Genomic DNA, 24,181 nt, shown 5'->3' on the forward strand with positions numbered 1-24,181 from the left:
CGCCGTAACCGATTATTCCGTCAGAGAGACAGCATGAAAGTCATCATTTGCGGCGCAGGGCAGGTGGGTTACGGCATCGCCGAACAATTGTCGCGGGAAGATAATGAAGTATCGGTCATCGATACCGCCGCGCCGCTCATCACCGCCATTACCGAGACGCTGGATGTGCGTGGTTATGTCGGCCATGGCGCGCATCCCGACATGCTCGCCAAGGCCGGCGCCGACCAGGCCGACATGATCATCGCCGTGACCTTGCATGACGAGATCAACATCGTCGCCTGCGAGGTGGCGCATGCCCTGTTCAGCGTGCCGACCAAGATCGCCCGCATCCGCGACCAGAGCTATCTGAAGCCGGAATATGCCGATCTCTTCAGCCGCGAGAACATGTCCATCGACGTGACGATTTCGCCGGAAGTCGAAGTCGGCAAGATGGTGCTCCGGCGCATCGCCTTTCCGGGCGCAACGGATGTGGTGCGTTTCGCCGACGACACGATCTACATGCTGGCGATCGAATGCATGGAGGATTGCCCGGTCATCAACACGCCGCTGCAGCAGCTTTCCAGCCTCTTTCCAGACCTCATCGCCACGGTGGTGGGCGTGTATCGGGATGGTATCCTCAAGGTAGCGCATTCTTCGGAACAGTTGCGGGTGGGCGACCTTGCCTATGTCATCTGCCAGCGCCAGCACGCCCGTCGCACCCTAAGCCTTTTCGGCCATGAGGAGCAGGAAGCGCAGCGCATCGTGATTGCCGGCGCCGGCAATATCGGCCACTTCGTCGCCCGCAAGATCGAGGAAATGCAGCCGAAAACGCGGGTGAAGATCATCGAGGCGGACCGCGACAGGGCGGTTGCCGCATCCGAACAGTTAAGCCACACCATCGTCATGCACGGCTCGGCGCTCGACCAGAAAATCCTGATGCAGGCCGATATTCAGGATGCCGATCTGATGGTGACGCTCACCAATAACGATCAGACCAATATTCTGGCGGCGGTGATTGCCAAGCAGCTCGGCTGCAAATCGAATCTGGCGCTTTTGAACAGTACGTCGTTCCACGACGTCGCCCGCTCTCTGGGGCTCGATGCCTATATCAACCCGCGGGCCGTGACGATCTCCCGCGTGCTTCAGCACGTTCGCAAGGGACGCATCCGCTCAGTCTATGCCGTCCAGCGCGGCTCGGCGGAGGTGATCGAGGCGGAAGCGCTGGAGACGTCGCCGCTGGTCGGCCAGTCCTTCCGCGACATCGATATGCCGGAGGGTGTGCGCATCGGGGCGATCTATCGCGACGGCGTGGTGATCCGCCCGGATGGCAGCACGAAAATCAAGGCGAAGGACCGGGTCGTGCTGTTCGCATCCGCCGATGCGGTGCGCGACGTGGAACAACTTTTCCGTGTTTCGATACAATATTTTTGACTGTCCCGAATTGAAAATGTGGGTCAATACTCGTACTCATTCGGCTGTTTTGACCGTTGCGGAACGGAACACGATTTGATACCAGAGTTTGAGGTCGGCCAAGCGGGGGACAAGACTCGGCCGGCTTATTATTGATTGATTATTTTCCGGTATCCCTGCCGGCAAAAAAGAAAGAAGCGGCGCCATGGCGGAACGTTCTCAAAACCTTCAGGATCTCTTCCTCAATACCGTTCGTAAGCAAAAGATTTCGCTCACGATTTTCCTGATCAACGGCGTCAAGCTGACGGGCGTTGTCACTTCCTTCGACAATTTCTGCGTGCTTCTGCGCCGTGACGGTCATTCGCAGCTTGTCTACAAGCATGCGATCTCCACCATCATGCCCGGCCAGCCGATGCAGATGTTCGAAAGCGAAGAAGGCGCTGCCTGATCGGGCTCCCTCGACGGATATTCGACATAGACTGACCCGGACCGGGAACATTTCCCGTGCCGTCAGGTTAATCCCCATGGCCGCCCGCGCGGATGCGGTCGGCCGCAATCCTCTTTCTGGACAAGGCTGAACCCATTTCAACGCGCGACACCTCGAACGAATCGATTATTCCGGAGCAGGAAAAGCGCCGCGACGACATGCGTGCGGTTGTCCTCGTGCCGGTCCTAAAGCAGCGCGAAACGCGCGATGCGGCTGCCGGCCCGGCTGCCCCCGGCCGTTCGGTCGAAGCCAAGCTTGAGGAAGCAAAGGGACTGGCGCTCGCCATCGATCTGGAAGTGACGCAGGGTCTCATCGTTTCGGTGAACCAGCCGCGCCCCGCCACGCTGTTCGGAACCGGCAAGATCGAGGAAATCGGTCATCTTCTCGACGAGACCGATTCCGGCCTGGTGATCGTCGATCATCCGCTGACCCCGGTGCAACAGCGCAATCTCGAAAAGCAGTGGAATTGCAAGGTCATCGACCGCACCGGTCTGATCCTTGAGATTTTCGGCCGCCGCGCCTCCACCAAGGAAGGCACGCTGCAGGTCGATCTTGCGCATTTGAACTACCAGAAGGGCCGCCTCGTCCGAAGCTGGACCCACCTTGAACGCCAGCGCGGCGGTGCGGGCTTCATGGGCGGTCCGGGTGAAACCCAGATCGAAGCCGACCGCCGGCTTTTGCAGGAACGCATCGTGAAGCTGGAGCGCGAACTGGAGCAGGTGGTGCGCACGCGCCAGCTTCACCGCGCGAAGCGCCGCAAGGTGCCGCATCCGATCGTCGCGCTGGTCGGTTACACCAATGCCGGCAAATCCACGCTGTTCAACCGCATCACCGGCGCCGGCGTTCTGGCGGAGGATATGCTGTTCGCCACGCTGGACCCGACCTTGCGCCGTATGAAGTTGCCGCATGGCCGCACCGTCATCCTGTCCGATACGGTCGGTTTCATTTCCGACCTTCCGACGCATCTGGTCGCCGCTTTCCGCGCCACTCTGGAAGAGGTGCTGGAAGCCGATCTCGTTCTGCATGTGCGCGATATGTCCGATCCGGACAATGCCGCTCAGTCTGCGGATGTGTTGCGTATTCTCGGTGACCTCGGCATTGACGAGAAGGAAGCGGAAAAGCGCATCATCGAGGTCTGGAACAAGGTCGACCGTCTCGAGCCGGAAGCGCATGACGCCATCATGCAGCGCGCCGAGGGTCGTTCGGATATCCGCGCCGTTTCGGCCATCACGGGCGAGGGCGTCGATGCCCTGATGGACGAAATTTCAAAGCGTCTTTCCGGTGTTCTGACGGAAACGACGGTGCTTCTGTCCGTCGAGCAATTGCCGCTCATCTCCTGGATTTACAATAATTCCATCGTCGACGGTCGCGAAGACCATGAGGACGGATCGGTCGCGCTCGATGTGCGCCTTTCGGAAGCGCAAGCGGCCGAACTGGAACGGAAGCTTGGTAAAGTGACTGTCCGCGAACGCGAGGACTGGGAGCGCTGAGCGCTCCTTGCATTGTCCCAAACTCTCTCCGTCATACCGGCCTTGAGCCGGAATCCAGCCACGGCGCGTCTGCGCCGTGAGAAGAGCCTTTTGCGATCAAAGACTTTATCGCGCTGGACCTCGGACTAAATCCGGAGTGACGGTTGCGGATGCCAGATGCATTCGGCAGTCATAATGGAAGTGCCGTGCCTTACCGGATTCACCGCATATCCCTGCGATCAGGATGAAACCGTATCAAGCGAACGTTCGATGCGTTTCGCCGCCTGCCAGAGATCTTCCATTCTCTCGAGGCTCGCTTCTTCCAGCGTTTCGCCATTTTGAGTGAGCGACGTTTCGATGTGGTTGAAACGTCTGCGGAATTTCGTGTTCGTACCGCGCAGCGCATTTTCCGGATCGGCTTTGACATGCCGGCCGATATTGACGAGGGCGAAGATCAGATCGCCGAGCTCGTCCGAGACCTTTTCCGGTTTTCCTTCCGCCAGCGCCTCACGCAGTTCGGCGATTTCCTCCTCGATCTTGTCGAGAATGGGAGCAGGGTTCGACCAGTCGAAACCGGCACGCGCTGCCTGTTCCTGCAGCTTCAGGGCCTCGGTCAGCGCCGGCTGGCTGCGCTGTACGTCGCCCAGAAAACCGGCCTTGAAATCCTCGTTGATGCCGCGTCGCGCGCGTCGCTCTGCACGCTCGCGTTTTTCCTCCGCCTTGATGCGATCCCATTGCAGTTTGACGCCGTCCGGCGTGTCGGCGTCGGATACGGCGAAGACATGGGGATGCCGTCGGATCATCTTCGAGGTCACGGCATGCACCACATCGCCGAAGGCGAATTCGCCCATCTCTTCGGCAATGCGGGCATGGAAAACCACCTGTAGCAGAAGGTCGCCCAGCTCCTCGCAAAGATCGTCCATATCCTTTCGCTCAATGGCGTCGGCAACTTCATAAGCCTCTTCGATGGTATAGGGCTTGATCGTCTCGAAGGTCTGCACGACATCCCAAGGGCAACCGGTTTCCGGCTGCCGCAGGGCTTCCATGATCTCGATCAGGCGGGAAATATCCTTCGAGGCTTCCATAGTGTCTCAAACCTTCGTTCTTTGTTTCTGCGCATCGCCCGGACGGAAAACCGCCGCGCACCTCCCGCGGAAATGCTCTAGTTCAATGGAATGTCGTTGCCGCTCTTGGACGACTGGTAGCTGGTGGAAAGATCGTCATAAGCGGCCTTGATGCGGGCCGTCTGCGCCTTCAACGTGGTCTTCAGCGGGTCTTCTTCACCCTCCACCAGATCGGCGATGAAATACGAATTCCAGAAGGCATTGTTGCGGCGATAGCCGCCCGGTTCCAGTCCGAAAACTTCCTTGAGGATTTTCAGGTCGTGAGGGATCGCGAAAGCGTCGCGGGAATCCTCGTGGCTGAAGAAGGAGTAGAAATTATCGAAGCCGGCCCAGGTGATGGCGGACATGCACATGGTGCAGGGTTCGTGGGTGGAGAGAAAAATCAGCTCCTTCGTGTTCGGCTTTTCGCCCAGCTCGTAAAACCGCTTCAGCGTGTGCACTTCACCATGCCAGAGCGGATTTTCCAGCTCGTTATTGGTCTCGGCGATCACCAGCGACAGGTCCGATTTGCGCAGGATCGCCGCACCGAAAACCTTGTTGCCAAGGCTGACGCCACGTGCCGTCAAGGGCAGAATATCGTGTTCGATGACATCGAGAAGGCGGGCGGCGAGGGTGGGGCTGGTCACGGGTCTGGTCCTTCGTGCCGCTTTAAGGAAAAGCGGTCTTCGCATGGGGAAATCGGCAGTCGATGGTCGCTCCTTGTTCGGCGCGAGGACCCGCTTTGTCAAGGGATTGCGAGGGGATTCTCAGGGCTTGCGCAGGTGTGGAAAAGCATCGCCGGTTTGTTTTCCTCCAAAACCGGGGTCTTCGAGAAATAAAAATCCAGGTGCCGGAAAGGCTTGAATTTCTGTTTCTTCAATCTTGCACCGCAATGCGGGATATATGTCCAATGCACAACGAACATGATTTTTCCGCTGCTGGCGACCGCCTTTCAACCTTCCCCGCTTTCTTCCGGGTCGAGGGGCGGCAGGTCGCTGTTTTCGGAAATGGCGATGAAGCCTTCGCGAAGGTAAGGCTTCTCGCCAACACCAACGCGCATATCGTTGCCTATGCCGATCAGCCGGAAGCCGATTTTGCCCGTTATATCGGCGAAAACGGCATTGATCATCGGGCTTTGGCTTTCGCCGGTGCGTTGATCGAAGGCGCCACGCTGGTCTTCGCCGCTACCGGCGATGAGGCGCTGGACCGTGAGATCGTCACCGTCGCGCGCGCCGCGAAAATCCCCGCCAATGCGGTGGATCAGCCGGAATTTTGCGATTTTTTCACTCCGGCGCTCGTCGCCCGCGCGCCCGTCGCCGTGGCTATCGGCACGGAAGGGGCAGGGCCGGTCCTTGCCCAGATGATCCGCGCCCGCATCGATCAGATGCTCTCGCCGTCGCTTGGCAAGCTTGCGCGCCTTGCTGTGCAGTATCGTGACGCAGCCGAGGAGAACGTGCCGAAGGGCGCCTTACGGCGCAATTTCTGGCGGCGGTTCTTTTCAGGTGCGGTGGCGGATGCCGTCGCCGTTGGCGACACGCTCTCCGCCCGTCAGGCCGTCGACCGCCTGCTGCAATCGCCCGAACGCAGCGAAGGCCGTATTTGGCTCGTCGGCGCAGGACCGGGCGCTGAAGATCTGCTGACGCTGCGCGCGCAGCGCGTGCTGATGGAAGCCGATGTGATCGTTTACGACGCGCTTGTGCCGCAGGCGATTGTCGATATGGGCCGCCGCGATGCCGAGCGGCTCTCCGTCGGCAAGCGCAAAGGCTGCCACAGCAAGTCGCAGGATGAGATCAACCGTCTGCTGGTGCGCCTCGGCAAAGATGGCAAGCGCGTCGTGCGCCTTAAATCCGGCGATCCGCTGGTCTATGGCCGGGCGGGTGAAGAAATGGCGGCGCTGCGCGAGGCTGGTATTGCCTATGAGATCGTGCCCGGCATCACGTCGGCCTTCGCCGCGGCTGCGGATTTCGAATTGCCGCTGACGCTGCGCGGTGTCGCTTCATCGCTGATTTTCACCACCGGCCACGATCTGGCCGGCGATGTCCTGCCCGATTGGGCACGGCTTGCCGTTTCCGGCGCCACCATCGCCGTCTATATGGGCCGCAGTGTTGCTGCTTCGGTCGCGAAGCGGCTGATCGACGCGGGATTGGGTGTGGAAACCACCGTCGCCGTCATCGAAAACGCCAGCCGCGCGGATCGCCGCCTGCTGCATGGCACACTGAACGATCTGCCCGAGCTCGAACATCGCGATGAACTGACCGGCCCGGTCATGGTCATCATCGGCGATGCGGTGGCGGGCGCCAATTTTGACAGGTCCGAGGCGCTTGCATCGTCAGTGCGGCCGGCGGATTTCAAACGGGAGTATGTAAATGGCTGACAAGGTTTTGACCGCCAACCGCCTGAGCGATGGCATCGCCGTCTGGCTCGATGCCAACGGGGAGTGGACGGAGAACCTGCAGGGCGCAATCGTTGCCCGCCATGCGGAGGCCGTCGCCTCGTTCGAGGAAATCGGCAAGCGGGATTTTTCCGCCAACAAGGTCGTCGATGTGGCCGTCATCGATGTCATTGAGGAGAACGGCAAGCTTTGGCCGACGCGTCTTCGCGAACGCATTCGCGCCGCCGGCCCCACCGTGCACTATGCCACCGGCTTCAAGCCGGCCGATGCAGCATTCATCGCAGTCTGAGGAAGAATATGTACCGTTACGACGAGTTCGATCACGCATTTGTTGAAGGCCGCGTGGCGCAGTTTCGCGATCAGGTCGAGCGCCGCCTTTCCGGCGAACTGGCCGAGGATGCGTTCAAGCCGCTGCGCCTGATGAACGGCGTCTATCTTCAGCTGCACGCCTATATGCTGCGCGTCGCCATTCCTTACGGCACGCTGAATTCGAAGCAGATGCGGATGCTGGCCCATATCGCCCGCAAATATGACCGGGGTTACGGCCACTTCACCACCCGCCAGAACATCCAGTACAACTGGCCGCGTCTCTCCGATACGCCGGATATCCTGTCCGAACTGGCGAGCGTGGAAATGCACGCGCTTCAGACCTCGGGTAACTGCATTCGCAACGTCACCGCCGATCATTTCGCCGGTGCGGCCGCCGATGAGGTCGCCGATCCGCGTCCCTATGCGGAAATCCTGCGCCAGTGGTCTTCCGTACACCCGGAATTCTCTTTCCTGCCGCGCAAGTTCAAGATCGCCGTCACCGGCGCCGAGCGCGACCGTGCCGCCATTCAGGTGCACGATATCGGCCTGCATCTGAAAAAGAACGACAAGGGTGAGATCGGGTTCGCCGTCTATGTCGGCGGCGGGCAGGGCCGCACGCCGATGATCGCCAAGAAAATCCGCGACTTCCTGCCGGAAGAGGACCTTTTGTCCTACACCACGGCGATCATGCGCGTTTATAACCTGCACGGCCGCCGCGACAACAAATACAAGGCGCGCATCAAGATCCTCGTGCATGAAACCGGTGCGGAAGAACTGGCCCGCCAGGTCGAGGTCGAATTCGCTGAACTCAAGAACACCGAGTTGAAGCTTCCGGATGCCGATATTGCGGCAATCACCGCTTATTTCGCGCCGCCGGCGCTGAAGGACCGGCCGGAAGGCTGGGAAAGCCTGGCGCGCTGGAAGCGGGCCGATGAAGGCTTTGCCCGTTTTGTCGAGCAGAACGTCGCGCCGCACAAGCATCCCGACTACGGCATGGTGACGATTTCGCTGAAGCCGATCGGCGGCATTCCGGGCGATGCGACCGATGAGCAGATGGAACTCGTCGCCGATATCGCCGCGGAATATGCCTTCGACGAAATCCGTATCAGCCATGAGCAGAACATCATCCTGCCGCATGTGGCGCTGGCCGATCTCGAACCGGTTTATCGCGCGCTTGTAGGCGCTGGCCTTGCGACCGCCAATGCCGGGCTCATCACCGATATCATTGCCTGTCCCGGGCTGGACTATTGCGCGCTCGCCAATGCGCGCTCCATTCCGGTGGCGCAGGAAATTTCCACCCGCTTCGGCTCGCCGGAGCGTCAGGCGGAAATCGGTGAGCTGAAGATCAAGATTTCCGGCTGCATCAATGCCTGCGGCCACCACCATGTCGGCCATATCGGCCTGCTGGGTGTGGAAAAGAAGGGCGCGGAACTCTACCAGATCACGCTTGGCGGATCGGGCGATGAGAACACCTCGATCGGTGAAATCATCGGCCGTGGCTTCGAGCCGGAAAAAGTCACCGACGCCATCGAAACCATCGTCGACACCTATCTCGGGCTTCGCCTTTCGAAGGAAGAAATCTTCCTCGAAGCCTATCGCCGCGTTGGACCGCAACCGTTCAAGGATGCGCTCTACGGTTCCGCTGCAGAAGCCGCCTGAGGAGAATGCCATGACGAAAATCTGGAACCGCGACGGCTTCGTGGAAAACGATCCCTGGGTGATCGAAACGGAAGAAGTGAAAGCGACGGCGGAGCAGAAGCCGGTGCTCCCGCTTGCCGATTTTCTGGTTCGTGCCGCCGAAAGCAACGATATCGGCCTCGGTGTTCTGATCACGCCCGCCGACGATGTGACGCGGCTCGGACCTTATCTCGACCGTATCGACCTTGTCGCCGTAAGCTTCCCGGCCTTCAATGACGGTCGCGGGTTCAGCCACGCTTCGCTGCTGCGCAGCCGTCTCGGTTTTGCGGGCGAGGTGAGGGCGGTTGGCGACGTCCTGATCGATCAGGTGCCGTTGATGTTGCGCACCGGTTTCACCAGCTTTGCGGTAACGAACGGCACGGCCATCCGCCGCCTGTCCGAAAATCGCCTGCCGGAAATCCCGGTTTATTACCAGCCGACAGCCAAGCCTGCGAGCGGCGGTGAGGCCTATAGCTGGCGTCGTCGTGCGTCTCTATGACACGTTGCGTGGAAATATGAGTTTTTGATACATATTTCCTACGCACATGGCAGTATTGACATTCTCATGCCTTCAAACCGGAGCAAAAATGGTATAATTGCCCGGTCGGAGAATGTCGCATCGAATAAGAATGGACGGAACCTGAAATGAACGCGCCAGCCAAGACGGAAGATTTCGCGATCAAGATACCTGACGGTGTTTACGCCGAGACGGTTTTATCGGTGGAACACTATACCGACCACCTGTTCCGTTTCCGCATGACGCGCCCGGCCGGCTTCCGTTTCCGTTCCGGCGAATTCGCCATGATCGGCCTGATGGTTGGCGACAAGCCGATCTACCGCGCCTATTCCATCGCCAGCCCCGCCTGGGACGAGGAACTGGAATTCTTCTCGATCAAGGTTCCGAACGGTCCGCTGACATCGCATCTCCAGGCGATCAAGCCCGGCGATACGGTGCTGATGCGCAAGAAGCCGACAGGCACGCTGGTTCTGGATGCGCTGACGCCCGGCAGACGGCTTTACATGTTCTCCACCGGCACCGGCATCGCGCCTTTCGCGAGCCTGATCCGTGACCCGGAGACCTATGAGAAGTTCGAGGAAGTTATCCTCACCCATACCTGCCGCGACGTGGCCGAGCTGAAATACGGCTTCGATCTGGTCGAGGAAATCCGCAACCACGAATTCCTGAACGAGATCGTCGGCGACAAGCTGAAGCATTATGCGACCGTCACCCGCGAAGATTACCCCTTCAAGGGCCGTATCACCACGCTGATCGAAAACGGCAAGCTGTTTGCGGATCTCGGCGTTCCGGCGCTCGATCCCGAAATCGATCGCGGCATGATCTGCGGCTCCTCGGCGATGCTGAAGGACACCAAGGAGCTTCTGGAAAAGGCCGGCCTGAACGAAGGCGCCAACAACAAGCCCGCCGAATTCGTGATCGAACGCGCTTTCGTCGGTTGATCCCATAAAAAGCTACGAGATTTCAGGAGGCCGTCAGGCCTCCTTTTTGTTTGCGCCTTCAGTGCCGGTGGTGAGAGGCGTCGTCGTCATCCTGTTTCGGCGCTATCTCGTTGCGATAGAGAAGAAAAAGCCCGATGGCGATAGCGGCAATGCCGCCGCCGACGAGATGCGACAGCGAATAACCGCCCTTCGTCACCAGCCAGCCTGCGACTACATTGCTGAACGATGCGCCGATACCCTGAACCATCATGACGCTGGCAAGGCCGACATTAAAACGACCGGTGCCCTTCAAAATCCTCTCCACCGCAACCGGGGTGACGATGCCAAGCAGGCCGGCGCCAACGCCATCGAGAAACTGCACCGGGAAAATCACCCAGAAATCCGTGAAGGCTGAGGCGAGGAGGCCGCGTATCGGCAACGCGATCAGCGCGATGATGAAAACGGTCGAGAGACCGAAACGGCGTATCAGCCATGGGGCCATTGCGGCGACGAAGATCATCGCGAATTGCGCGACGCCGGTAATGATGGCGGTGGTGCGGAAGGGCGTCTGCAGTTCGATGGCGAAATCCTGTGCGATCAACCGGCTCATCGGCGCGTTGCCGAAGTGGAAAACAAGCAGAATGATGGCGAGAAAGATCAGCCCGCGCTCCTGCAGCAGCACCTTGATGCCGGACGGGCCGGGTTCTCCCTTGTCTTCGGCAAGGCCGCGGGCGACGTTGTGGTCGATTCGATCAGGGTCGATAGCCGCCGTCGCGACCAATGCGCCTGCAGCGGTCAGCAGCATGAGGCCGATGATACCGTTCATGCCGAAGAAGGTAACCACCACATAGGTCGCGAAAAGCGATGCAAAATTGCCGCCGTGGTTCCAGAACTCGTTGCGTGAAATCTGATGGGAGAACAGGCGTTCGCCGACAAGGCCGAGTGTGAGGCCAGCAAGTGCCGGCCCGACCACGGCACCGACGACGGCCGTCATGATCTGACCGGTCCAGACTATCCATGCATCCGGAAAGATCAGCGTGATCAGCGCGCCGATGGTCACGAGGATGACGGGAATGGCGATCAGCAGCCTTTTCCACGTCGTGCCATCCACCAGCGCGCCACAGAGCGGCGTGGCAAGCAGACCGACGAGGCCGCCCACCGTGGCAATCATGCCCAGCGAAAGCGAAGACCAGCCCTTTGTCGCTAAAAAGGCATCCAGAAACGGCCCAAGGCCGTCGCGGGCATCGGCGAGGAAAAAGTTCAGCGCTGCAAGGGCAAAAAGCGTGCGGTCTGAAATGCCGCCGCGCGCTGCCGGGACGCCGATTGTCGTCATGAAATATGCTCCGAAAATATGCGCGAAAGGATGGGAAATTGATCGAGGCTGGCGAGAAACATCTGTGCCCGCATTTGGTTGCACTGACACAACGGAAATATTGGTCCGCCGATATTTTTGACGGTTGCAGAATAGACCGAAGGAACGTTTGTCGGCGCAAGCGAGTTAGCCTTCGTGGAAAAAACGGATACTCGCCATGAAGACCAAGGCTTTTGCGATTTTATTTTCTGCCGGATTGCTCGGCGCACAGCCCGCGCATGCGGATGAACGCGAATTCCTCTCGTCGCTGAAAGGCACCTGGGCGGGCAAGGGAACCGTGATTACCCGCATTGGCACGCCGCCGATCAGCGTGAACTGTACGCTCAACTCCAATACCGGAGCATCTTCGCTTAACATGTCCGGCACTTGCCGGGGACTGCTTGTGGTAAAGCGCGCAATCGCCGCCGATCTCTCGGCGAAGGGCGGGCGCTATAGCGGCGCCTATACCGGCCCTTCCGGCCGCCCGTCTGCCCTTTCCGGCACGAGACAGGGAAATGCGATCAACCTGACCGTCCGCTGGAATCGCGATATCAACGGTGACCGTGTCGCCGCCATGACCATTGAAAAGGTTGGCGATAATGGCCTGCGGTTGCGCACCACCGACAAGGACGCACGGACCGGCAAAACGGTGGTGACGAGCGATATCCGGCTTGTGCGCTAAGGCAGTCATGAGAAAATGGCCGTTGGGATGTTGAATCTTAGCGGAATTCGAGCAGCAGCGGGCAATGGTCCGAGACCTCAGGCTGTCTCACCACATCGAAGTGATCGACTTCTACAGCCGGATTGACCAGCATGTAATCCGCATAGCGGTTCGGTTTGGCATAATGCGAGGTCCGGGTGTCGGTGAAGCCGCGCGTGGTGACAAGTTCGGTGAGATCCAGTTCCTTCAACACGGCGAAGGTTTCGCTCTCAGGCAGAACATTAAAGTCGCCGCAGACGACGATCCGGTCGCCATCCTCCGCAATGTTTTTCACAAGTTGGACAAGGCGTTTTGCCTGCGCCAGGCGGGCGGCGGTATCGTGCTTGCCGTCGAGGTCGCGCAGCCCATGCATATGGGCGATGATGGCGGGCTGACCGGTCATGAAGTCAAAAACCCTGATGGCGTGGCCCGTGCGTGAACGTGGGTGATCGCCATATCCATCCGCAGAGAAGGCGCCATGCACGAAACCCTGCGCCTGCGCAACGATGGCGATGGACCTGCGCACGAAGGTCGCCAGTCCCCATTGGGAAGGATATCGAGTCTCGCCCTGCCAGAGATCGCCCTGCGCCGCGGGGCAGAACACTGCTACGTGATCAGGCAGCGCGTCCGCGACATCCCGCAGGAAATTCGCCCTTTGCGGCAAGTCAATGCCGTGCTCACGATAACTCAGCCAGTCCTGCGTGGCGGCCGGTGTGTGCACCACTTCCTGCAGACATAAGATATCGGGGTCGGACGAGGCAATATAGGGAACGAGCTCGTCATGAAGCTTTCCGCCCCAGCCGTTCAGGCAAATCAGACGCATTCCCACTCCATCCCCATGTCGCAGCGTCATCTGTTTAACACGGACTATGCCAGGATCAACCATGCGGAAGCGTGATCGCCAGATAACGAAAACCTTGCCATAACGAAAAAAGGCCCGGATCGCTCCGGGCCTTCGTATGTCGGTTCGCACCGATGCCTTATTCCGCTGCTTCGGCATAAGCCTCCATTGGCGGGCAGGTGCAGATGAGGTTGCGGTCGCCATAAACATTGTCGATGCGGTTGACCGGCGACCAGTATTTGTCGATGCGGAACGCGCCGGGCGGGAAGCAGCCCTTTTCGCGGCTATAGGGACGATCCCATTCGCCGACGAGGTCTTCCACGGTGTGCGGCGCGTTCTTCAGCGGGTTGTTGGTCTTGTCCGCACGGCCTTCCTCGATGTCGCGGGCTTCCTCACGGATAGCCAGCATGGCATCGCAGAAACGGTCGATTTCCGCCTTGGTTTCGGATTCCGTCGGCTCGATCATCAGCGTGCCGGCAACCGGCCAGCTCATGGTCGGCGCATGGAAACCGCAGTCGATGAGGCGCTTTGCGACATCATCCACCGTCACGCCGCAGCTGTCTGCCAGCGGGCGGGTATCGATGATGCATTCATGCGCCACACGTCCGGTTTCGGACTTGTAGAGCACGTCATAAGCGCCCTTTAGCCGTTCGGCGATGTAGTTGGCGTTGAGGATCGCCACCTTGGTCGCCTGCGTCAGCCCTTCGCCGCCCATCATCAGGCAATAGCTCCAGGAGATAGGCAGGATCGACGGCGAACCAAACGGGGCAGCAGACACCGCACCCTCACGGCCGTCCGTCGCCGGATGGCCGGGCAGGTAAGGAGCAAGATGTGCTTTGACGCCGATCGGTCCCATGCCGGGGCCACCGCCGCCATGCGGAATGCAGAAAGTCTTGTGCAGGTTGAGATGCGAAACATCAGAACCGATATCGCCGGGACGGGCGAGACCGACCATGGCGTTCATGTTGGCGCCGTCGAGATAGACCTGTCCACCATGCTTGTGGGTGATCTCGCAAATCTCGCGAACCGTCTCCTCGAACACGCCGTGGGTGGACGGGTAGGTGATCATGCAGCACGAGAGGTTTTCCGCATACTGCTCTGCTTTTGCACGGAAATCATCGATATCGATGTCACCGTTATCCCGCACCTTCACCGGCACCACTTTCATACCGACCATCTGCGCCGAGGCAGGATTGGTACCATGCGCCGAGGTTGGAATGAGGCAGACGTCGCGATGCGTGCCGCCATTGGCAAGGTGGTAGTTGCGGATGGTCAGAAGCCCCGCATATTCCCCCTGCGCGCCGGAATTCGGCTGCATGGAGAAAGCGTCGTAGCCGGTGACCGAGCACAGCTTTTCGGAGAGATCGTCGATCATCTCCTTGTAGCCAAGCGCCTGATCGGCCGGCACGAAGGGATGGATGTCGGAAAATTCCGGCCAGGTGATAGGCAGCATTTCCGCTGTTGCGTTCAGTTTCATGGTGCAGGAACCGAGCGGGATCATCGAGCGGTCGAGCGCCAGATCGCGGTCCGAAAGGCGGCGGATGTAACGGGTCATCTCACTTTCGGCACGGTTCATGTGGAAGATCGGATGCGTCATGTACTGGCTGGTGCGCAGCAGTTCCTTCGGCAGGCGATATTCCGGCTCGAAATCCGAGATCGAGAAATTGCCGCCGAATGCGCGCCACACGGCTTCCAGCGTTGCCGGGCGCGTGCGCTCGTCAAGGCTCATGCCGATCTTGGTGGCGCCGACCTTGCGCAGGTTCACGCCTTCCGCCACGGCCGAGCGCAGGATGACACCCTGCATATGGCCGACTTCAACGGTGATCGTGTCGAAGAAGGTTTCCGGCTCGATAGTGTAGCCGAGCTTTTCCAGGCCCTTGGCCATCAGCACGGCCTTCTGGTGGGTCTGCTGGGCAATCGCCTTGATGCCCTGCGGGCCATGGAAGACGCCATACATCGAGGCCATGACGGCCAGAAGCACCTGCGCGGTGCAGATGTTCGACGTCGCCTTTTCGCGGCGGATATGCTGTTCGCGGGTCTGCAGCGACAGGCGATAGGCGCGGTTGCCGCGCGCATCGACCGAAACGCCGACCAGACGGCCGGGCATGGAGCGCTTGTGGGCATCCTTGACGGCCATGTAAGCCGCATGCGGACCGCCGTAACCGACCGGAACGCCGAAACGTTGCGACGTGCCGATGGCGATATCCGCACCCATTTCACCCGGAGACTTCAAGAGCGTCAGCGCCAGAAGATCGGCGGCGACCGCGGCAATCGCGCCCGTCTGGTGCAGGCGGGAAATCAGGCCGGAGAAATCGCTGACATGGCCGTGGGTGCCGGGATACTGGAAGATCGCGCCGAACACATCGACCGGATCGAGATCGGTGAAGGGGTTGCCGACGATCACCTTCCAGCCGAGCGGGGCCGCGCGCGTCTCGATCAGCGCGATGGTCTGCGGATGGCAATTGGCGTCAACGAAGAAGGCGGTCGCCTTGGTTTTCGCAACACGCTGGCACATGGCCATGGCTTCGGCAGCCGCCGTCGCTTCATCGAGCAGCGATGCGTTGGCGACATCGAGACCGGTGAGATCGCAGACCATGGTCTGGTAGTTCAGCAGCGCCTCAAGACGGCCCTGGCTGATTTCCGGCTGGTAGGGCGTATAGGCCGTGTACCAGGCCGGGTTTTCCAGAATATTGCGCTGGATGACCGGCGGCGTGATGGTGCCGTAATAGCCTTGGCCGATCAGCGAGGTCAGAACCTGGTTCTTGTTGGCCGTCTCGCGAAGACGGTCGAGCGCCTCGCGTTCGGTCAGTGCCGCGCCCCAGGTCAGCGGCACCTTCTGGCGGATGGAGGACGGAACGGTGGCGTCGATCAGGGCATCGAGGCTCTTATAGCCAACGACCTTCAGCATCTCGGCCATTTCCGACGGTGACGGCCCGATGTGACGCCGGTTGGCGAAGTCATAGGGCTGATAGTCGGTGAAATGGAATTCGGTGGGCGTCGTCATTACGCGATCAGCTCCTTGTAGGCTGCCTCGTCGAGCAGCGTATCGGCATCTGCGGCGTTGGAAAGCTTCAGCTTGAAGAACCAGCCGGCGCCCTGCGGGTCGGAATTGACCAGCGAGGGGTCATCGACGATGGCTTGGTTGATTTCCACCACTTCGCCATCCAGCGGACAATAGACATCGGAAGCCGCCTTGACGGATTCGACGGTCGCCGCATCTCCATCCTTGGAGAAGGTAGCGCCCACTTCCGGCAATTCGACGAAAACGAGATCGCCAAGCTGTTCAGCGGCGTGGCTGGTGATGCCAACGGTGGCGATATCGCCTTCGAACTTCAGCCATTCGTGTTCTGCGGTAAATTTCAGCATCGTATTCTCTCCGGAGATGGGATGAAGATTATCGTTTATAGGTGGGCTTGATGAAGGGCAGGGCGGCGACGGTGACGGGCAGATATTTGCCGCGCACTTCCGCAAAGACAGCCGTACCGGGAGCAGCGTGGGAAACAGGCACGTAACCCATGGCGACGGGACCTTCGACCGAAGGGCCGAAACCGCCCGAGGTCACTTCACCGATCTCCGTCTTGCCTTCGGCATCCGCAAAGAGCTTCGAATGACCGCGCACCGGCGCCTTGCCCTCGGGCTTCAGGCCAACGCGGCGACGCGATGTACCGTCGTTCAGTTCGCCGAGAATGCGCTTCGCACCCGGAAAACCGCCCTCGCGGTCACCACCGGCGCGGCGCGCCTTCTGGATCGCCCATTCGAGCGAGGCTTCGATGGGAGAGGTCGTGCTGTCGATATCGTTACCATAAAGACAAAGGCCGGCTTCGAGGCGCAGGCTGTCGCGCGCACCAAGTCCGATCGGATCGCAATCGGGATGCTCGAGCAGGGCTTTGGCAATCTCTTCGGCCTTGTCGGCGGGCACGGAGATTTCAAAGCCGTCTTCACCGGAATAACCGGAGCGGGAAACGATGCAGGGCACGTCATGCAGCGGCACTTCCTGCACGTCCATGAATTTCATTTCCGAGACGCCGGCCCAGAGTTCAGCCAGAACGGCCTCAGCGCGCGGTCCTTGAAGCGCGATGAGCGCCCGGTCATCGAGAAGCGTTATCTCGCAGGCGTCGGAAAGATGCGCCTTCATATGGGCGACATCGGCATCCTTGCAGGCGGCGTTGACGACGACAAAAAGATGATCGCCGCGATTGGTGATCATCAGGTCGTCGAGGATGCCGCCATTTTCGTCGGTAAAGAAACCGTAACGCTGCCGGCCTTCCTTCAGGCCGAGAATATCCACCGGCACCAGCTTTTCCAGCGCGAGCGCGGCATCTTCATTGTTGCCGGACTTCGCCTTCACGATCACCTGGCCCATATGGGAAACGTCGAAGAGGCCGGCGGAGGTGCGGGTCTGGAGATGTTCCTTCAGAACGCCGGCCGGATATTGCACCGGCATGTCATAACCGGCGAAAGGCACCATGCGGGCGCCAAGCGATAGATGCAGGGAATTGAGCGGCGTGATTTGAAGCTCGGCGGTATCGTCCAAGGACGCCTCCAGGGTTGCGCGAAAGATCGCGCGGGCTCAGGTCATGGCGCTGAAACACGCCGGGTTCAAGAGCCCCCTCTGTCCTTGTCGCCTGAGATTGTTATCCCTTCGGCGAGCCGTCCTTATGAAAGGTGGCTTCTCTCCAGAGTTCCGTCGTCACCGCTGGTCCTTTTGCCTGAGAGTTTCCGGGGCGGTTGCTCCTTCGGCACCGCAGTGAAGCGGTTTCTCCCAACGATGATGCGACGCTCATTATCTTCGAAGACCCATTATTGGCAAGGACCAAATGACGCATCTGAACAGATTCTTGCTCCATCTGCGCCATCGACGCAGCGATCTGCGGCGACAGATGGTCTCGGCGGCTTCCTTCAGTCGGATTTTTTCTCCGGCAGACCCTTGTGTTTCGTCGATGCGAAATCCTCAAGTTCCTTTTCCGTCATGGACTTCTCCATGCTTTTTGAAGCACCTTTTAAACTGGATTTCTTCATTTCTCCGCGTTTGGCCGCCAGTGCGGCGCCCGCTGCTTTCTGCTGTGCCTTCGATTTGGCTGGCATTGTCGGGCCTCCCTTGAACGATGGTTGCGGCAGGAAAATGCCGCCTGGCATCTATTGTTCCCTTGCGACGGTCTGGCCTGCGGCAAAATTCCCCTTTGAAATCGGAGAGAAACAGGGATATCGCCTAGAACATGGATGCAAATCGAAAAAGACGGCCGATGGGGATGGAGAAAATGCTTCGCATTTTCTGCGCGACCCTGATGTTGTCCCTCGGTTTCGCCCACAAGCCGGCACTTGCCGCAGCACCCGCCGTTGCGCTGGATGAGAGCTACCGGTTGCCGGACGGCACATTTGCGGAAATCTGCCTTGGCCATGGCAGCGGCGTCAGTGCTTCCCATACCAAGGAAGGCCCCGCCCATTCCGGCGACGCCATCCTGTTTTGCGAGGCCTGTCTCCTCGCCTCGTCCATTCTTCTGCCGACGCCCGATACGGCTGGCTGGTTGAAGACTGAATTTGCCTGGCTCGACAATCGCTTGCCTGCGGAATGGAGCTTCCGCTCCGTGCTGACGATCCAGAAGCCCGCCGCGCGCGGCCCGCCATCCCTGTCCGCCTGATTTTTCGTTTTACGGGATCATCGCCGCCTTTGGCGGCACGGAGCGGCTGCGCGGACCCAGAGGGGTAGCAGTCGCAGGGACAAGCAAATGAAAACCACCAAGATCATCACCTGCAGCCTTTTCGTCGCCTCGGTTTCGACCGCGCAGGCTTTCGCCCACGCCACATTCGTTGACGGTTCGGCCGAACAGGAAAGCACTGTCGTCGCGGCCCTCCAGGTGCCGCATGGCTGCGAGGGCGGGCTCGCCACCACCGAAGTTCAGATCAAGCTGCCGGAAGGATTCATTTCCGCCAAGCCGCAGCCCAAGGCTGGCTGGGAGCTGGAGGTCATCAAGGGAGACTACCAGAAGGCCTACAAGAACCACGGCAAGGAGATTAAAAGCGGACCGGTCGAAATCCGCTGGAAGGGCGGCAACCTGCCGGATGAATTCTACGACACCTTCGCCGTGCAGGGAAAAATCTCCGGTATAGAGGCGGGGCAGGACCTGCCATTCAAGGTAACGCAGCTCTGCGGTGACAAGGGCAAGGTTGCCTGGGACGAAGTGGCGGCGGCCGGCGTCGATCCGCATTCCCTGAAAAGTCCCGCTCCCACCATTCGCGTCGCCGCAAAGTCTGCACATGCCGGCGGCCATGATCACTCGGCCATGGATATGAATGTCGTGAAGGCCGGCAGCCTCGAAGTGTCGGACGGAACGACCAAGGCCATGCTGCCGGGCCAGCCCGTGGGCGGTGGATACGTGACCATCAAGAATACCGGCGATAGCGACGACAAGCTGATCGGTGTCGAATCTTCGTCCGCCGGACGTGCCGAAATCCATGAGATGGCCATGGTCAACGACGTCATGAAAATGCGCAAGCTGGATGACGGCATCGTCATTCCCGCCGGCCAGACGGTGGAGCTGAAGCCCGGCGGCCTGCATATGATGTTCTTCGATGTGAAGAAGCCCTTTGCCGAAGGCGACAAGGTGCCGGTGACGCTCATCTTCGAAAAGGCCGGCAAGGTGGAGATCGTGCTGTCCGCAGGCGCAGCCAAGGGCGGCGGCGACCACCAGCATAATTGACCGATGAAAAACGGCTACCGGAACGCGTGACAGGTCCGGTAGCCGCAAATTTTCATCTATCGTGTTTGTTCTTCAGCGCCGTGGTGGAAAAGGCAGGATGGCATTCGCCCATGTGATTTTCCGGAACTCGGTCGCAAATCTCTAGAAGATCAGTCTGACACCAGGCTGAATGCGGGGATCCCGCCTATATGGTTTGCCACTGAAGAATTGACATTAAAGTATCTATATATCCAACTGATCTATAAATTACTTTCAGATTTTGAGGTGAAGCTGTTCTCCTCGTAGGCCTCCACGGCCTGTTCCAGTGTCGCCTGTGGCTCCTGGCGCTGGCTGCTTGCGATCAGGAAATAGAGGGTGAGGGCCGGCGGCTTGATCGTCGTCATCAGGCCCCTGAGCTGGAAGTCATCGCCATGTTCGGCCTTGCGCGCCAGCTCGTGAATGGCCTCTTCAACCTCGCTCTTGCGCGGCACGCGTTGCGGCGGCTTCATGGCCTCCAGCGCATAGGCCGCTGTATTCGCGGAAACGGAAAGAACCTGTGTCATCGAACCTCCGGCCATCTTCGCCGACCTTGAAAAACCGGAGATTAACAGCTGCCCATTGTTGGAAGGCTAAATCGCACAGCTGCAATTTAATCGTATTTTAATAGCCGAAAGCGCCGGGCAAAGGGGTTTCGCCGGCGGTTCCCATGGTCTAAAAATGTCCTGGGCCGTCCGGTCCGACGATTTCTTCCGGAGACACAATTCCCCATGATCAATATCGCCCTTGTCGCTGCGGGCGGCGCAATCGGTTCCGTGTTCCGTTATCTGGTCGGGGTCTGGAGCATGCGGTTGGCCGGACCGAATTTTCCCTGGGGAACCCTTGCTGTCAATGTGGTCGGATCTTTCCTGATCGGTCTGCTGGTCGAGCTTGTGGCGCGGCGGCTAAACGCTTCGATGGAAATGCGCCTGTTTCTCGTCACCGGCGTGCTCGGCGGGTTCACCACATTCTCGTCCTTCTCTCTCGATGCGGTCGCGCTGTTTGAGCGCGGCGCGCTCGGGCTGTCGGCCGTTTACGTGCTTGCAAGCCTTGCGGTTTCCATCGCGGCGGTTTTCGCCGGGCTGGCCTTGGGCCGCAGTTTGTTCTAAAGGCTTGGTCCAAACGGCGCGCCGACGAATAGGGCGCGCGATCAGGACAGAAAGACTGGAAATTTCATGGCAGGTATCGAGCATATCAAGGTCGGGGCCGACGAGGCCGGTATGCGCCTCGATCGCTGGTTCAAGATTCATTATCCGGGACTTGGTTTCGGGCAGTTGCAGAAGCTTCTGCGCTCCGGCCAGGTGCGCGTGGATGGCGGCCGGGTGAAGACGGATGCACGCGTGCAGCCGGGACAGATGGTGCGCGTACCGCCGGTCGATTCCGATCTTAAGGTCAAGAGCGGCCCGATCGGATCGAAGGACCTCAAACATTCCGAAGATGGCGAGCTTCTGGCGCGCATGCTCTTGCATGAGGACGACAAGGTCTTCGTTTTCAACAAGCCGGCCGGCATTGCCGTGCAGGGCGGTTCGGGCGTCACCCGCCATATCGACGGGCTGCTGGAAGCCTGGACCAACCAGAAGGGCGAAAAGCCGCGTCTGGTGCACCGCCTCGACCGCGATACGTCGGGCGTGCTGGTGGTTGCCCGCACCCGCGGTGCTGCGCAGAAGCTGACCGCCGCCTTCCGCGAACGCGATACCAAGAAGACCTATTGGGCGCTGGTCAAGGGCGTGCCGCGCAAGCATCAGGACAAGATTTCCACCTGGCTGGTCAAGGAACAGACGATGGATGGCGATCGCATGCGTATTGCCAAGCATGGCGAGGAGGGGGCCGATCACGCCGTTTCCTATTACCGCGTCATCGATACCGCCGCGCAGAACCTCGCCTGGCTGGAGATGGAACCCTATACCGGCCGCACCCATCAGCTGCGCGTTCACGCGCTGCATATGGGCCACCCGATCATCGGCGATCCGAAATATTATATCGACGATCCGAACTGGGATTTCCCGGGCGGCATCCAGAAGCGCCTGCATCTCCACGCGCGCCATATCGACATTCCGCATCCGAATGGCGGCCGGCTTCGGGTCAGCGCACCCCTGCCGCCGCATATGGTACAGACCTGGAACCTGCTCGGTCTCGACGTGGCCGATGGCGATAGGGAAGACTGACAGCCCATGAAACTGGTTCTTTTCGATTGCGACGGAACGCTGGTGGATAGCGCCGGCCTGATCCATGCCGTCATGTCCGATACTTTCGCTGATTTCGGCAAGCCGCGCCCCGATATCTCCGAAACCAAGGCGATCATCGGTCTGACGCTGGATATCGCCATCGCCCGCATGCTCGGCAAGGCGCATGTGGATGACGAAGCGAAGGCGATGACGGAACGTTACAGGGAAATCTATCATCCCCTGCGGGAGCGGCCGGAAATGACCGTGCCGCTTTTCGACGGTATCGCCACGCTGATCGATACGCTTTCGAAACGCGACGATGTGCTGATCGGGGCGGTGACAGGCAAGGGTCGGCGCGGACTTACCCATATCCTGCAGACCCACGGCCTTGCCGATCACTTCATCGTTTCGCGCACGGCGGATGATTGCCCCTCCAAGCCGCATTCGGCCATGGTGATGGAATGCTGCCATGAAACCGGCATGGTTCCGGCCGATACTGTCGTTATCGGCGATGCGATCTATGACATGCAAATGGCCAAGGCTGCGGGCGCGAAAGCAATCGGCGTCGCCTGGGGTTATGCCTCGGTCGACGATCTCTGGAAGGCGGGCGCGGATGCGGTTGTCAGCCACCCGCGCGAAATCCCGGCCTATGTTCCGGCCGATATTCTTGAATAACCTTTCTATCCGACTGACGAGGACGTGCCATGCGTGATCTCCTGAACGACCTTTCGGAGGGCCTGAGCCATCCCGACCCGATCCTGCGCGCGCAGATCCAGATGCAGAAACCTCTGCCGAAGCGGTTCTACAAGGATGTCACCGTCGGTGAGACGGAAGAGGGCGGTTTTACCATTCTTCTCGATGGCAAGCCGCTGCGCACCCCCGCCAAGAAGCCGCTGACCGTCCCGACACGCGCGCTGGCGGAACTGCTTCGCGATGAATGGGATGCCCAGAAAGAAGTGGTCAATCCGGTGGTCATGCCCGTCTCTCGGCATGTGAACACGGCCATTGATGGCGTCGCCAACGACACGCAGGCGGTTTTTGAGGACATACTTCGTTTTTCCTCTTCCGATCTCCTCTGCTATCGCGCCGGCGATCCGGAAGCGCTGGTTGCGCGCCAGACGGACCATTGGGATCCGGTTCTGGACTGGGCGGCCAATGTGCTCGGAGCGCGCTTCATTCTCGTTGAAGGCGTGATGCATCAGGATCAGCCGCGCGAAGCCATCGCGGCTTTCGCGGTAACGCTGAAGAAATACGACACACCGATCGCGCTTGCCGCTCTTCACACCATGACGTCGCTGACCGGCTCCGCCATTTTGGCGCTGGCGCTGGCGGAAGGGCAATTGACGCTGGAGGAAGCCTGGGCGCTTGCCCATCTGGACGAGGACTGGACCGCCGAGCAATGGGGCGAGGACGAGGAAGCGCTGGAACGCCGCGCCGTCAGGCTTGTCGATATGCGCGCCGCACTCAATGTTCTGGAGTCGCTGAAGAGCGCTTCTTAACGCTTTTCTAACCCTGATGACCGAATATGCGGTTACCTCACGTTAGGGGAGCCGCAAATCATGAATACCACGCTGAAACGCCTTGGCACCATTGTGCTGGCGTGTTTCACGCTCATGTCTTTCAGGCTGGAACCGGAGGCGACCAATACCGACCGGCTGCTTTACGATGTGCGCGGCGCATTCGTCGCGGCACGCCCGGATGTCGCTCCGGCGCTGATGCAGTCCATTCATGCGCAGGTGCAGAATGCGATCAAAACCACGGCGCGTGGAGAAACCCGGCCGCGCGTGGTACTGACCATCCGCCTCGCATCCGTTACACGCGGCCCGTTCCTGTTCGGTGAAAGGGCGTCAGCCAAGGTCATCGTCCGCGCCGCCGCCGTTGCGACGGGAGAGGTGATCGCAGAGGCCAAATTCACAGCCACCGTCGTCAGCTTCGACAATCAGTCGATAGAGCAGGAACTTGCCTATGGCGTCGCCGAACGCGTGATCCGCGAATTCAGGCTCAGCCGGCCCGGCCCGACGACGCTGGCGACGGCTCTGTTTCCATAAGCAGGACACAAAAGGCGAGGGCGCGACGCCTATTCGTCCGCATTTCAGCTTCCGAAATATTTCAAGCTTCAATCAGGCGCATCTTCGGTGCTCTTAAATT

25 protein-coding genes and 1 riboswitch are annotated in these 24,181 nt (G+C 59.8%); of the genes, 16 read left to right on the top strand and 9 right to left on the bottom strand.

Annotation, left to right across the window (positions count from 1 at the left end):
• Positions 1-33 precede the first annotated feature (33 nt).
• The 3 genes from trkA to hflX all read left to right on the top strand — a co-directional run bounded on the left by trkA (position 34) and on the right by hflX (position 3,366).
• Complete coding sequence (trkA, locus tag I3J13_RS01510) at positions 34-1,410, top strand: Trk system potassium transporter TrkA (protein ID WP_196377789.1); 1,377 nt, start codon at positions 34-36, stop codon at positions 1,408-1,410.
• A gap of 184 nt (positions 1,411-1,594) precedes the next feature.
• Complete coding sequence (gene hfq, locus I3J13_RS01515; protein ID WP_003496145.1) at positions 1,595-1,837, top strand: RNA chaperone Hfq; 243 nt, start codon at positions 1,595-1,597, stop codon at positions 1,835-1,837.
• A 92-nt stretch (positions 1,838-1,929) separates the two neighbouring features.
• On the top strand, positions 1,930-3,366 hold the full coding sequence (gene hflX / locus I3J13_RS01520; RefSeq protein ID WP_196377790.1) for a GTPase HflX: 1,437 nt from the start codon (positions 1,930-1,932) through the stop codon (positions 3,364-3,366).
• A 218-nt stretch (positions 3,367-3,584) separates the two neighbouring features.
• Here the strand turns inward: hflX and mazG are convergent, their stop codons facing one another.
• Both mazG and I3J13_RS01530 read right to left on the bottom strand, forming a co-directional pair.
• On the bottom strand, positions 3,585-4,430 hold the full coding sequence (mazG, locus tag I3J13_RS01525; protein ID WP_196377791.1) for a nucleoside triphosphate pyrophosphohydrolase: 846 nt from the start codon (positions 4,428-4,430) through the stop codon (positions 3,585-3,587).
• A 77-nt stretch (positions 4,431-4,507) separates the two neighbouring features.
• The gene (locus I3J13_RS01530; protein ID WP_206696062.1) at positions 4,508-5,140 is read right to left on the bottom strand and encodes a deaminase; all 633 of its coding nucleotides are present in this window, start codon (positions 5,138-5,140) and stop codon (positions 4,508-4,510) included.
• Between the two features lie 218 nt (positions 5,141-5,358).
• On the opposite strand from I3J13_RS01530, the gene cysG reads away from it, so the two are divergent.
• From cysG to I3J13_RS01555, 5 genes are all read left to right on the top strand, one after another.
• Positions 5,359-6,822 (top strand): siroheme synthase CysG, encoded by a 1,464-nt coding sequence (gene cysG / locus I3J13_RS01535; RefSeq protein WP_196377793.1) that lies wholly within the window; start codon positions 5,359-5,361, stop codon positions 6,820-6,822.
• Positions 6,815-7,129 (top strand): DUF2849 domain-containing protein, encoded by a 315-nt coding sequence (locus I3J13_RS01540; protein WP_003521341.1) that lies wholly within the window; start codon positions 6,815-6,817, stop codon positions 7,127-7,129. Before cysG ends, I3J13_RS01540 begins: the two co-directional genes overlap by 8 nt.
• 8 nt (positions 7,130-7,137) lie before the next feature.
• Positions 7,138-8,808: a nitrite/sulfite reductase gene (locus I3J13_RS01545; protein ID WP_003521340.1), complete on the top strand. Its 1,671-nt coding sequence runs from the start codon at positions 7,138-7,140 to the stop codon at positions 8,806-8,808.
• 10 nt (positions 8,809-8,818) lie between these two features.
• Positions 8,819-9,325 (top strand): DUF934 domain-containing protein, encoded by a 507-nt coding sequence (locus tag I3J13_RS01550; protein ID WP_059752880.1) that lies wholly within the window; start codon positions 8,819-8,821, stop codon positions 9,323-9,325.
• Positions 9,326-9,471: 146 nt separating this feature from the next.
• Entirely contained in the window at positions 9,472-10,284 is an 813-nt protein-coding gene (locus I3J13_RS01555) for a ferredoxin--NADP reductase (RefSeq protein WP_035264028.1), read from the top strand.
• A gap of 58 nt (positions 10,285-10,342) precedes the next feature.
• On the opposite strand, the gene I3J13_RS01560 is transcribed toward I3J13_RS01555, so the two are convergent.
• A complete protein-coding gene (locus I3J13_RS01560) occupies positions 10,343-11,596 on the bottom strand; it encodes an MFS transporter (RefSeq protein ID WP_236000792.1) in 1,254 nt (417 codons plus the stop codon).
• A 196-nt stretch (positions 11,597-11,792) separates the two neighbouring features.
• Here I3J13_RS01560 and I3J13_RS01565 point away from each other — a divergent pair, with 196 nt between their 5' ends.
• Positions 11,793-12,296: a hypothetical protein gene (locus I3J13_RS01565; RefSeq protein WP_196377794.1), complete on the top strand. Its 504-nt coding sequence runs from the start codon at positions 11,793-11,795 to the stop codon at positions 12,294-12,296.
• 37 nt (positions 12,297-12,333) lie between these two features.
• Here the strand turns inward: I3J13_RS01565 and I3J13_RS01570 are convergent, their stop codons facing one another.
• The 5 genes from I3J13_RS01570 to I3J13_RS01590 form a co-directional block, all read right to left on the bottom strand.
• On the bottom strand, positions 12,334-13,137 hold the full coding sequence (locus tag I3J13_RS01570) for an endonuclease/exonuclease/phosphatase family protein (RefSeq protein WP_196377795.1): 804 nt from the start codon (positions 13,135-13,137) through the stop codon (positions 12,334-12,336).
• A gap of 157 nt (positions 13,138-13,294) precedes the next feature.
• Entirely contained in the window at positions 13,295-16,159 is a 2,865-nt protein-coding gene (gene gcvP / locus I3J13_RS01575) for an aminomethyl-transferring glycine dehydrogenase (RefSeq protein WP_196377796.1), read from the bottom strand.
• Positions 16,159-16,521, bottom strand: coding sequence for a glycine cleavage system protein GcvH (gcvH, locus tag I3J13_RS01580; protein ID WP_003502678.1), 363 nt, complete (start codon positions 16,519-16,521; stop codon positions 16,159-16,161). Before gcvH ends, gcvP begins: the two co-directional genes overlap by 1 nt.
• Positions 16,522-16,549: 28 nt before the next feature.
• Complete coding sequence (gene gcvT, locus I3J13_RS01585) at positions 16,550-17,689, bottom strand: glycine cleavage system aminomethyltransferase GcvT (RefSeq protein WP_196377797.1); 1,140 nt, start codon at positions 17,687-17,689, stop codon at positions 16,550-16,552.
• A gap of 153 nt (positions 17,690-17,842) precedes the next feature.
• Positions 17,843-17,930, bottom strand: a riboswitch (glycine riboswitch).
• A gap of 124 nt (positions 17,931-18,054) precedes the next feature.
• Positions 18,055-18,240: a DUF3008 family protein gene (locus I3J13_RS01590; RefSeq protein ID WP_080852088.1), complete on the bottom strand. Its 186-nt coding sequence runs from the start codon at positions 18,238-18,240 to the stop codon at positions 18,055-18,057.
• A 173-nt stretch (positions 18,241-18,413) separates the two neighbouring features.
• Between I3J13_RS01590 and I3J13_RS01595 the strand changes: the two genes are divergently transcribed.
• Both I3J13_RS01595 and I3J13_RS01600 read left to right on the top strand, forming a co-directional pair.
• Positions 18,414-18,794 (top strand): hypothetical protein, encoded by a 381-nt coding sequence (locus I3J13_RS01595; RefSeq protein ID WP_236000793.1) that lies wholly within the window; start codon positions 18,414-18,416, stop codon positions 18,792-18,794.
• A gap of 87 nt (positions 18,795-18,881) precedes the next feature.
• The gene (locus I3J13_RS01600; protein WP_196377799.1) at positions 18,882-19,853 is read left to right on the top strand and encodes a copper chaperone PCu(A)C domain-containing protein; all 972 of its coding nucleotides are present in this window, start codon (positions 18,882-18,884) and stop codon (positions 19,851-19,853) included.
• 239 nt (positions 19,854-20,092) lie between these two features.
• On the opposite strand, the gene I3J13_RS01605 is transcribed toward I3J13_RS01600, so the two are convergent.
• Positions 20,093-20,395 carry a hypothetical protein gene (locus I3J13_RS01605; protein WP_035239747.1) on the bottom strand — a complete coding sequence of 101 codons (303 nt, stop codon included), beginning with the start codon at positions 20,393-20,395 and terminating at the stop codon, positions 20,093-20,095.
• Positions 20,396-20,599: 204 nt separating this feature from the next.
• Here I3J13_RS01605 and crcB point away from each other — a divergent pair, with 204 nt between their 5' ends.
• The 5 genes from crcB (at position 20,600) to I3J13_RS01630 (ending at position 24,081) form a co-directional block, all read left to right on the top strand.
• A complete protein-coding gene (crcB, locus tag I3J13_RS01610) occupies positions 20,600-20,977 on the top strand; it encodes a fluoride efflux transporter CrcB (protein WP_003523608.1) in 378 nt (125 codons plus the stop codon).
• Between the two features lie 66 nt (positions 20,978-21,043).
• Positions 21,044-22,033 (top strand): RluA family pseudouridine synthase, encoded by a 990-nt coding sequence (locus I3J13_RS01615; protein WP_035264040.1) that lies wholly within the window; start codon positions 21,044-21,046, stop codon positions 22,031-22,033.
• 6 nt (positions 22,034-22,039) lie between these two features.
• On the top strand, positions 22,040-22,708 hold the full coding sequence (locus I3J13_RS01620) for an HAD family hydrolase (RefSeq protein WP_196377800.1): 669 nt from the start codon (positions 22,040-22,042) through the stop codon (positions 22,706-22,708).
• Between the two features lie 29 nt (positions 22,709-22,737).
• Positions 22,738-23,532, top strand: a complete 795-nt coding sequence (locus I3J13_RS01625) for an ATP12 family chaperone protein (protein ID WP_196377801.1) — start codon at positions 22,738-22,740, stop codon at positions 23,530-23,532.
• 60 nt (positions 23,533-23,592) lie between these two features.
• Positions 23,593-24,081: a hypothetical protein gene (locus I3J13_RS01630; protein ID WP_059752910.1), complete on the top strand. Its 489-nt coding sequence runs from the start codon at positions 23,593-23,595 to the stop codon at positions 24,079-24,081.
• The last annotated feature ends 100 nt before the right edge of the window (positions 24,082-24,181 follow it).

This window comes from Agrobacterium leguminum (genome assembly GCF_015704895.1).
GTDB classification, from domain to species: domain Bacteria; phylum Pseudomonadota; class Alphaproteobacteria; order Rhizobiales; family Rhizobiaceae; genus Agrobacterium; species Agrobacterium leguminum.

Bases quoted from the DNA above. Each gene is read 5' to 3' on its own strand.
- gcvH (WP_003502678.1), bottom strand. From the start codon at position 16,521: ATGCTGAAATTTACCGCAGAACACGAATGGCTGAAGTTCGAAGGCGAT.
- I3J13_RS01625 (WP_196377801.1), top strand. From the start codon at position 22,738: ATGCGTGATCTCCTGAACGACCTTTCGGAGGGCCTGAGCCATCCCGAC.
- I3J13_RS01590 (WP_080852088.1), bottom strand. From the start codon at position 18,240: ATGCCAGCCAAATCGAAGGCACAGCAGAAAGCAGCGGGCGCCGCACTG.
- crcB (WP_003523608.1), top strand. From the start codon at position 20,600: ATGATCAATATCGCCCTTGTCGCTGCGGGCGGCGCAATCGGTTCCGTG.
- I3J13_RS01560 (WP_236000792.1), bottom strand. From the start codon at position 11,596: ATGACGACAATCGGCGTCCCGGCAGCGCGCGGCGGCATTTCAGACCGC.
- I3J13_RS01615 (WP_035264040.1), top strand. From the start codon at position 21,044: ATGGCAGGTATCGAGCATATCAAGGTCGGGGCCGACGAGGCCGGTATG.
- I3J13_RS01630 (WP_059752910.1), top strand. From the start codon at position 23,593: ATGAATACCACGCTGAAACGCCTTGGCACCATTGTGCTGGCGTGTTTC.
- I3J13_RS01565 (WP_196377794.1), top strand. From the start codon at position 11,793: ATGAAGACCAAGGCTTTTGCGATTTTATTTTCTGCCGGATTGCTCGGC.
- hflX (WP_196377790.1), top strand. From the start codon at position 1,930: ATGCGGTCGGCCGCAATCCTCTTTCTGGACAAGGCTGAACCCATTTCA.
- gcvP (WP_196377796.1), bottom strand. From the start codon at position 16,159: ATGACGACGCCCACCGAATTCCATTTCACCGACTATCAGCCCTATGAC.
- I3J13_RS01600 (WP_196377799.1), top strand. From the start codon at position 18,882: ATGAAAACCACCAAGATCATCACCTGCAGCCTTTTCGTCGCCTCGGTT.
- I3J13_RS01605 (WP_035239747.1), bottom strand. From the start codon at position 20,395: ATGACACAGGTTCTTTCCGTTTCCGCGAATACAGCGGCCTATGCGCTG.
- hfq (WP_003496145.1), top strand. From the start codon at position 1,595: ATGGCGGAACGTTCTCAAAACCTTCAGGATCTCTTCCTCAATACCGTT.
- I3J13_RS01595 (WP_236000793.1), top strand. From the start codon at position 18,414: ATGCTTCGCATTTTCTGCGCGACCCTGATGTTGTCCCTCGGTTTCGCC.
- cysG (WP_196377793.1), top strand. From the start codon at position 5,359: ATGCACAACGAACATGATTTTTCCGCTGCTGGCGACCGCCTTTCAACC.
- I3J13_RS01570 (WP_196377795.1), bottom strand. From the start codon at position 13,137: ATGCGTCTGATTTGCCTGAACGGCTGGGGCGGAAAGCTTCATGACGAG.
- I3J13_RS01545 (WP_003521340.1), top strand. From the start codon at position 7,138: ATGTACCGTTACGACGAGTTCGATCACGCATTTGTTGAAGGCCGCGTG.
- I3J13_RS01540 (WP_003521341.1), top strand. From the start codon at position 6,815: ATGGCTGACAAGGTTTTGACCGCCAACCGCCTGAGCGATGGCATCGCC.
- I3J13_RS01550 (WP_059752880.1), top strand. From the start codon at position 8,819: ATGACGAAAATCTGGAACCGCGACGGCTTCGTGGAAAACGATCCCTGG.
- I3J13_RS01530 (WP_206696062.1), bottom strand. From the start codon at position 5,140: ATGCGAAGACCGCTTTTCCTTAAAGCGGCACGAAGGACCAGACCCGTG.
- I3J13_RS01555 (WP_035264028.1), top strand. From the start codon at position 9,472: ATGAACGCGCCAGCCAAGACGGAAGATTTCGCGATCAAGATACCTGAC.
- mazG (WP_196377791.1), bottom strand. From the start codon at position 4,430: ATGGAAGCCTCGAAGGATATTTCCCGCCTGATCGAGATCATGGAAGCC.
- I3J13_RS01620 (WP_196377800.1), top strand. From the start codon at position 22,040: ATGAAACTGGTTCTTTTCGATTGCGACGGAACGCTGGTGGATAGCGCC.
- trkA (WP_196377789.1), top strand. From the start codon at position 34: ATGAAAGTCATCATTTGCGGCGCAGGGCAGGTGGGTTACGGCATCGCC.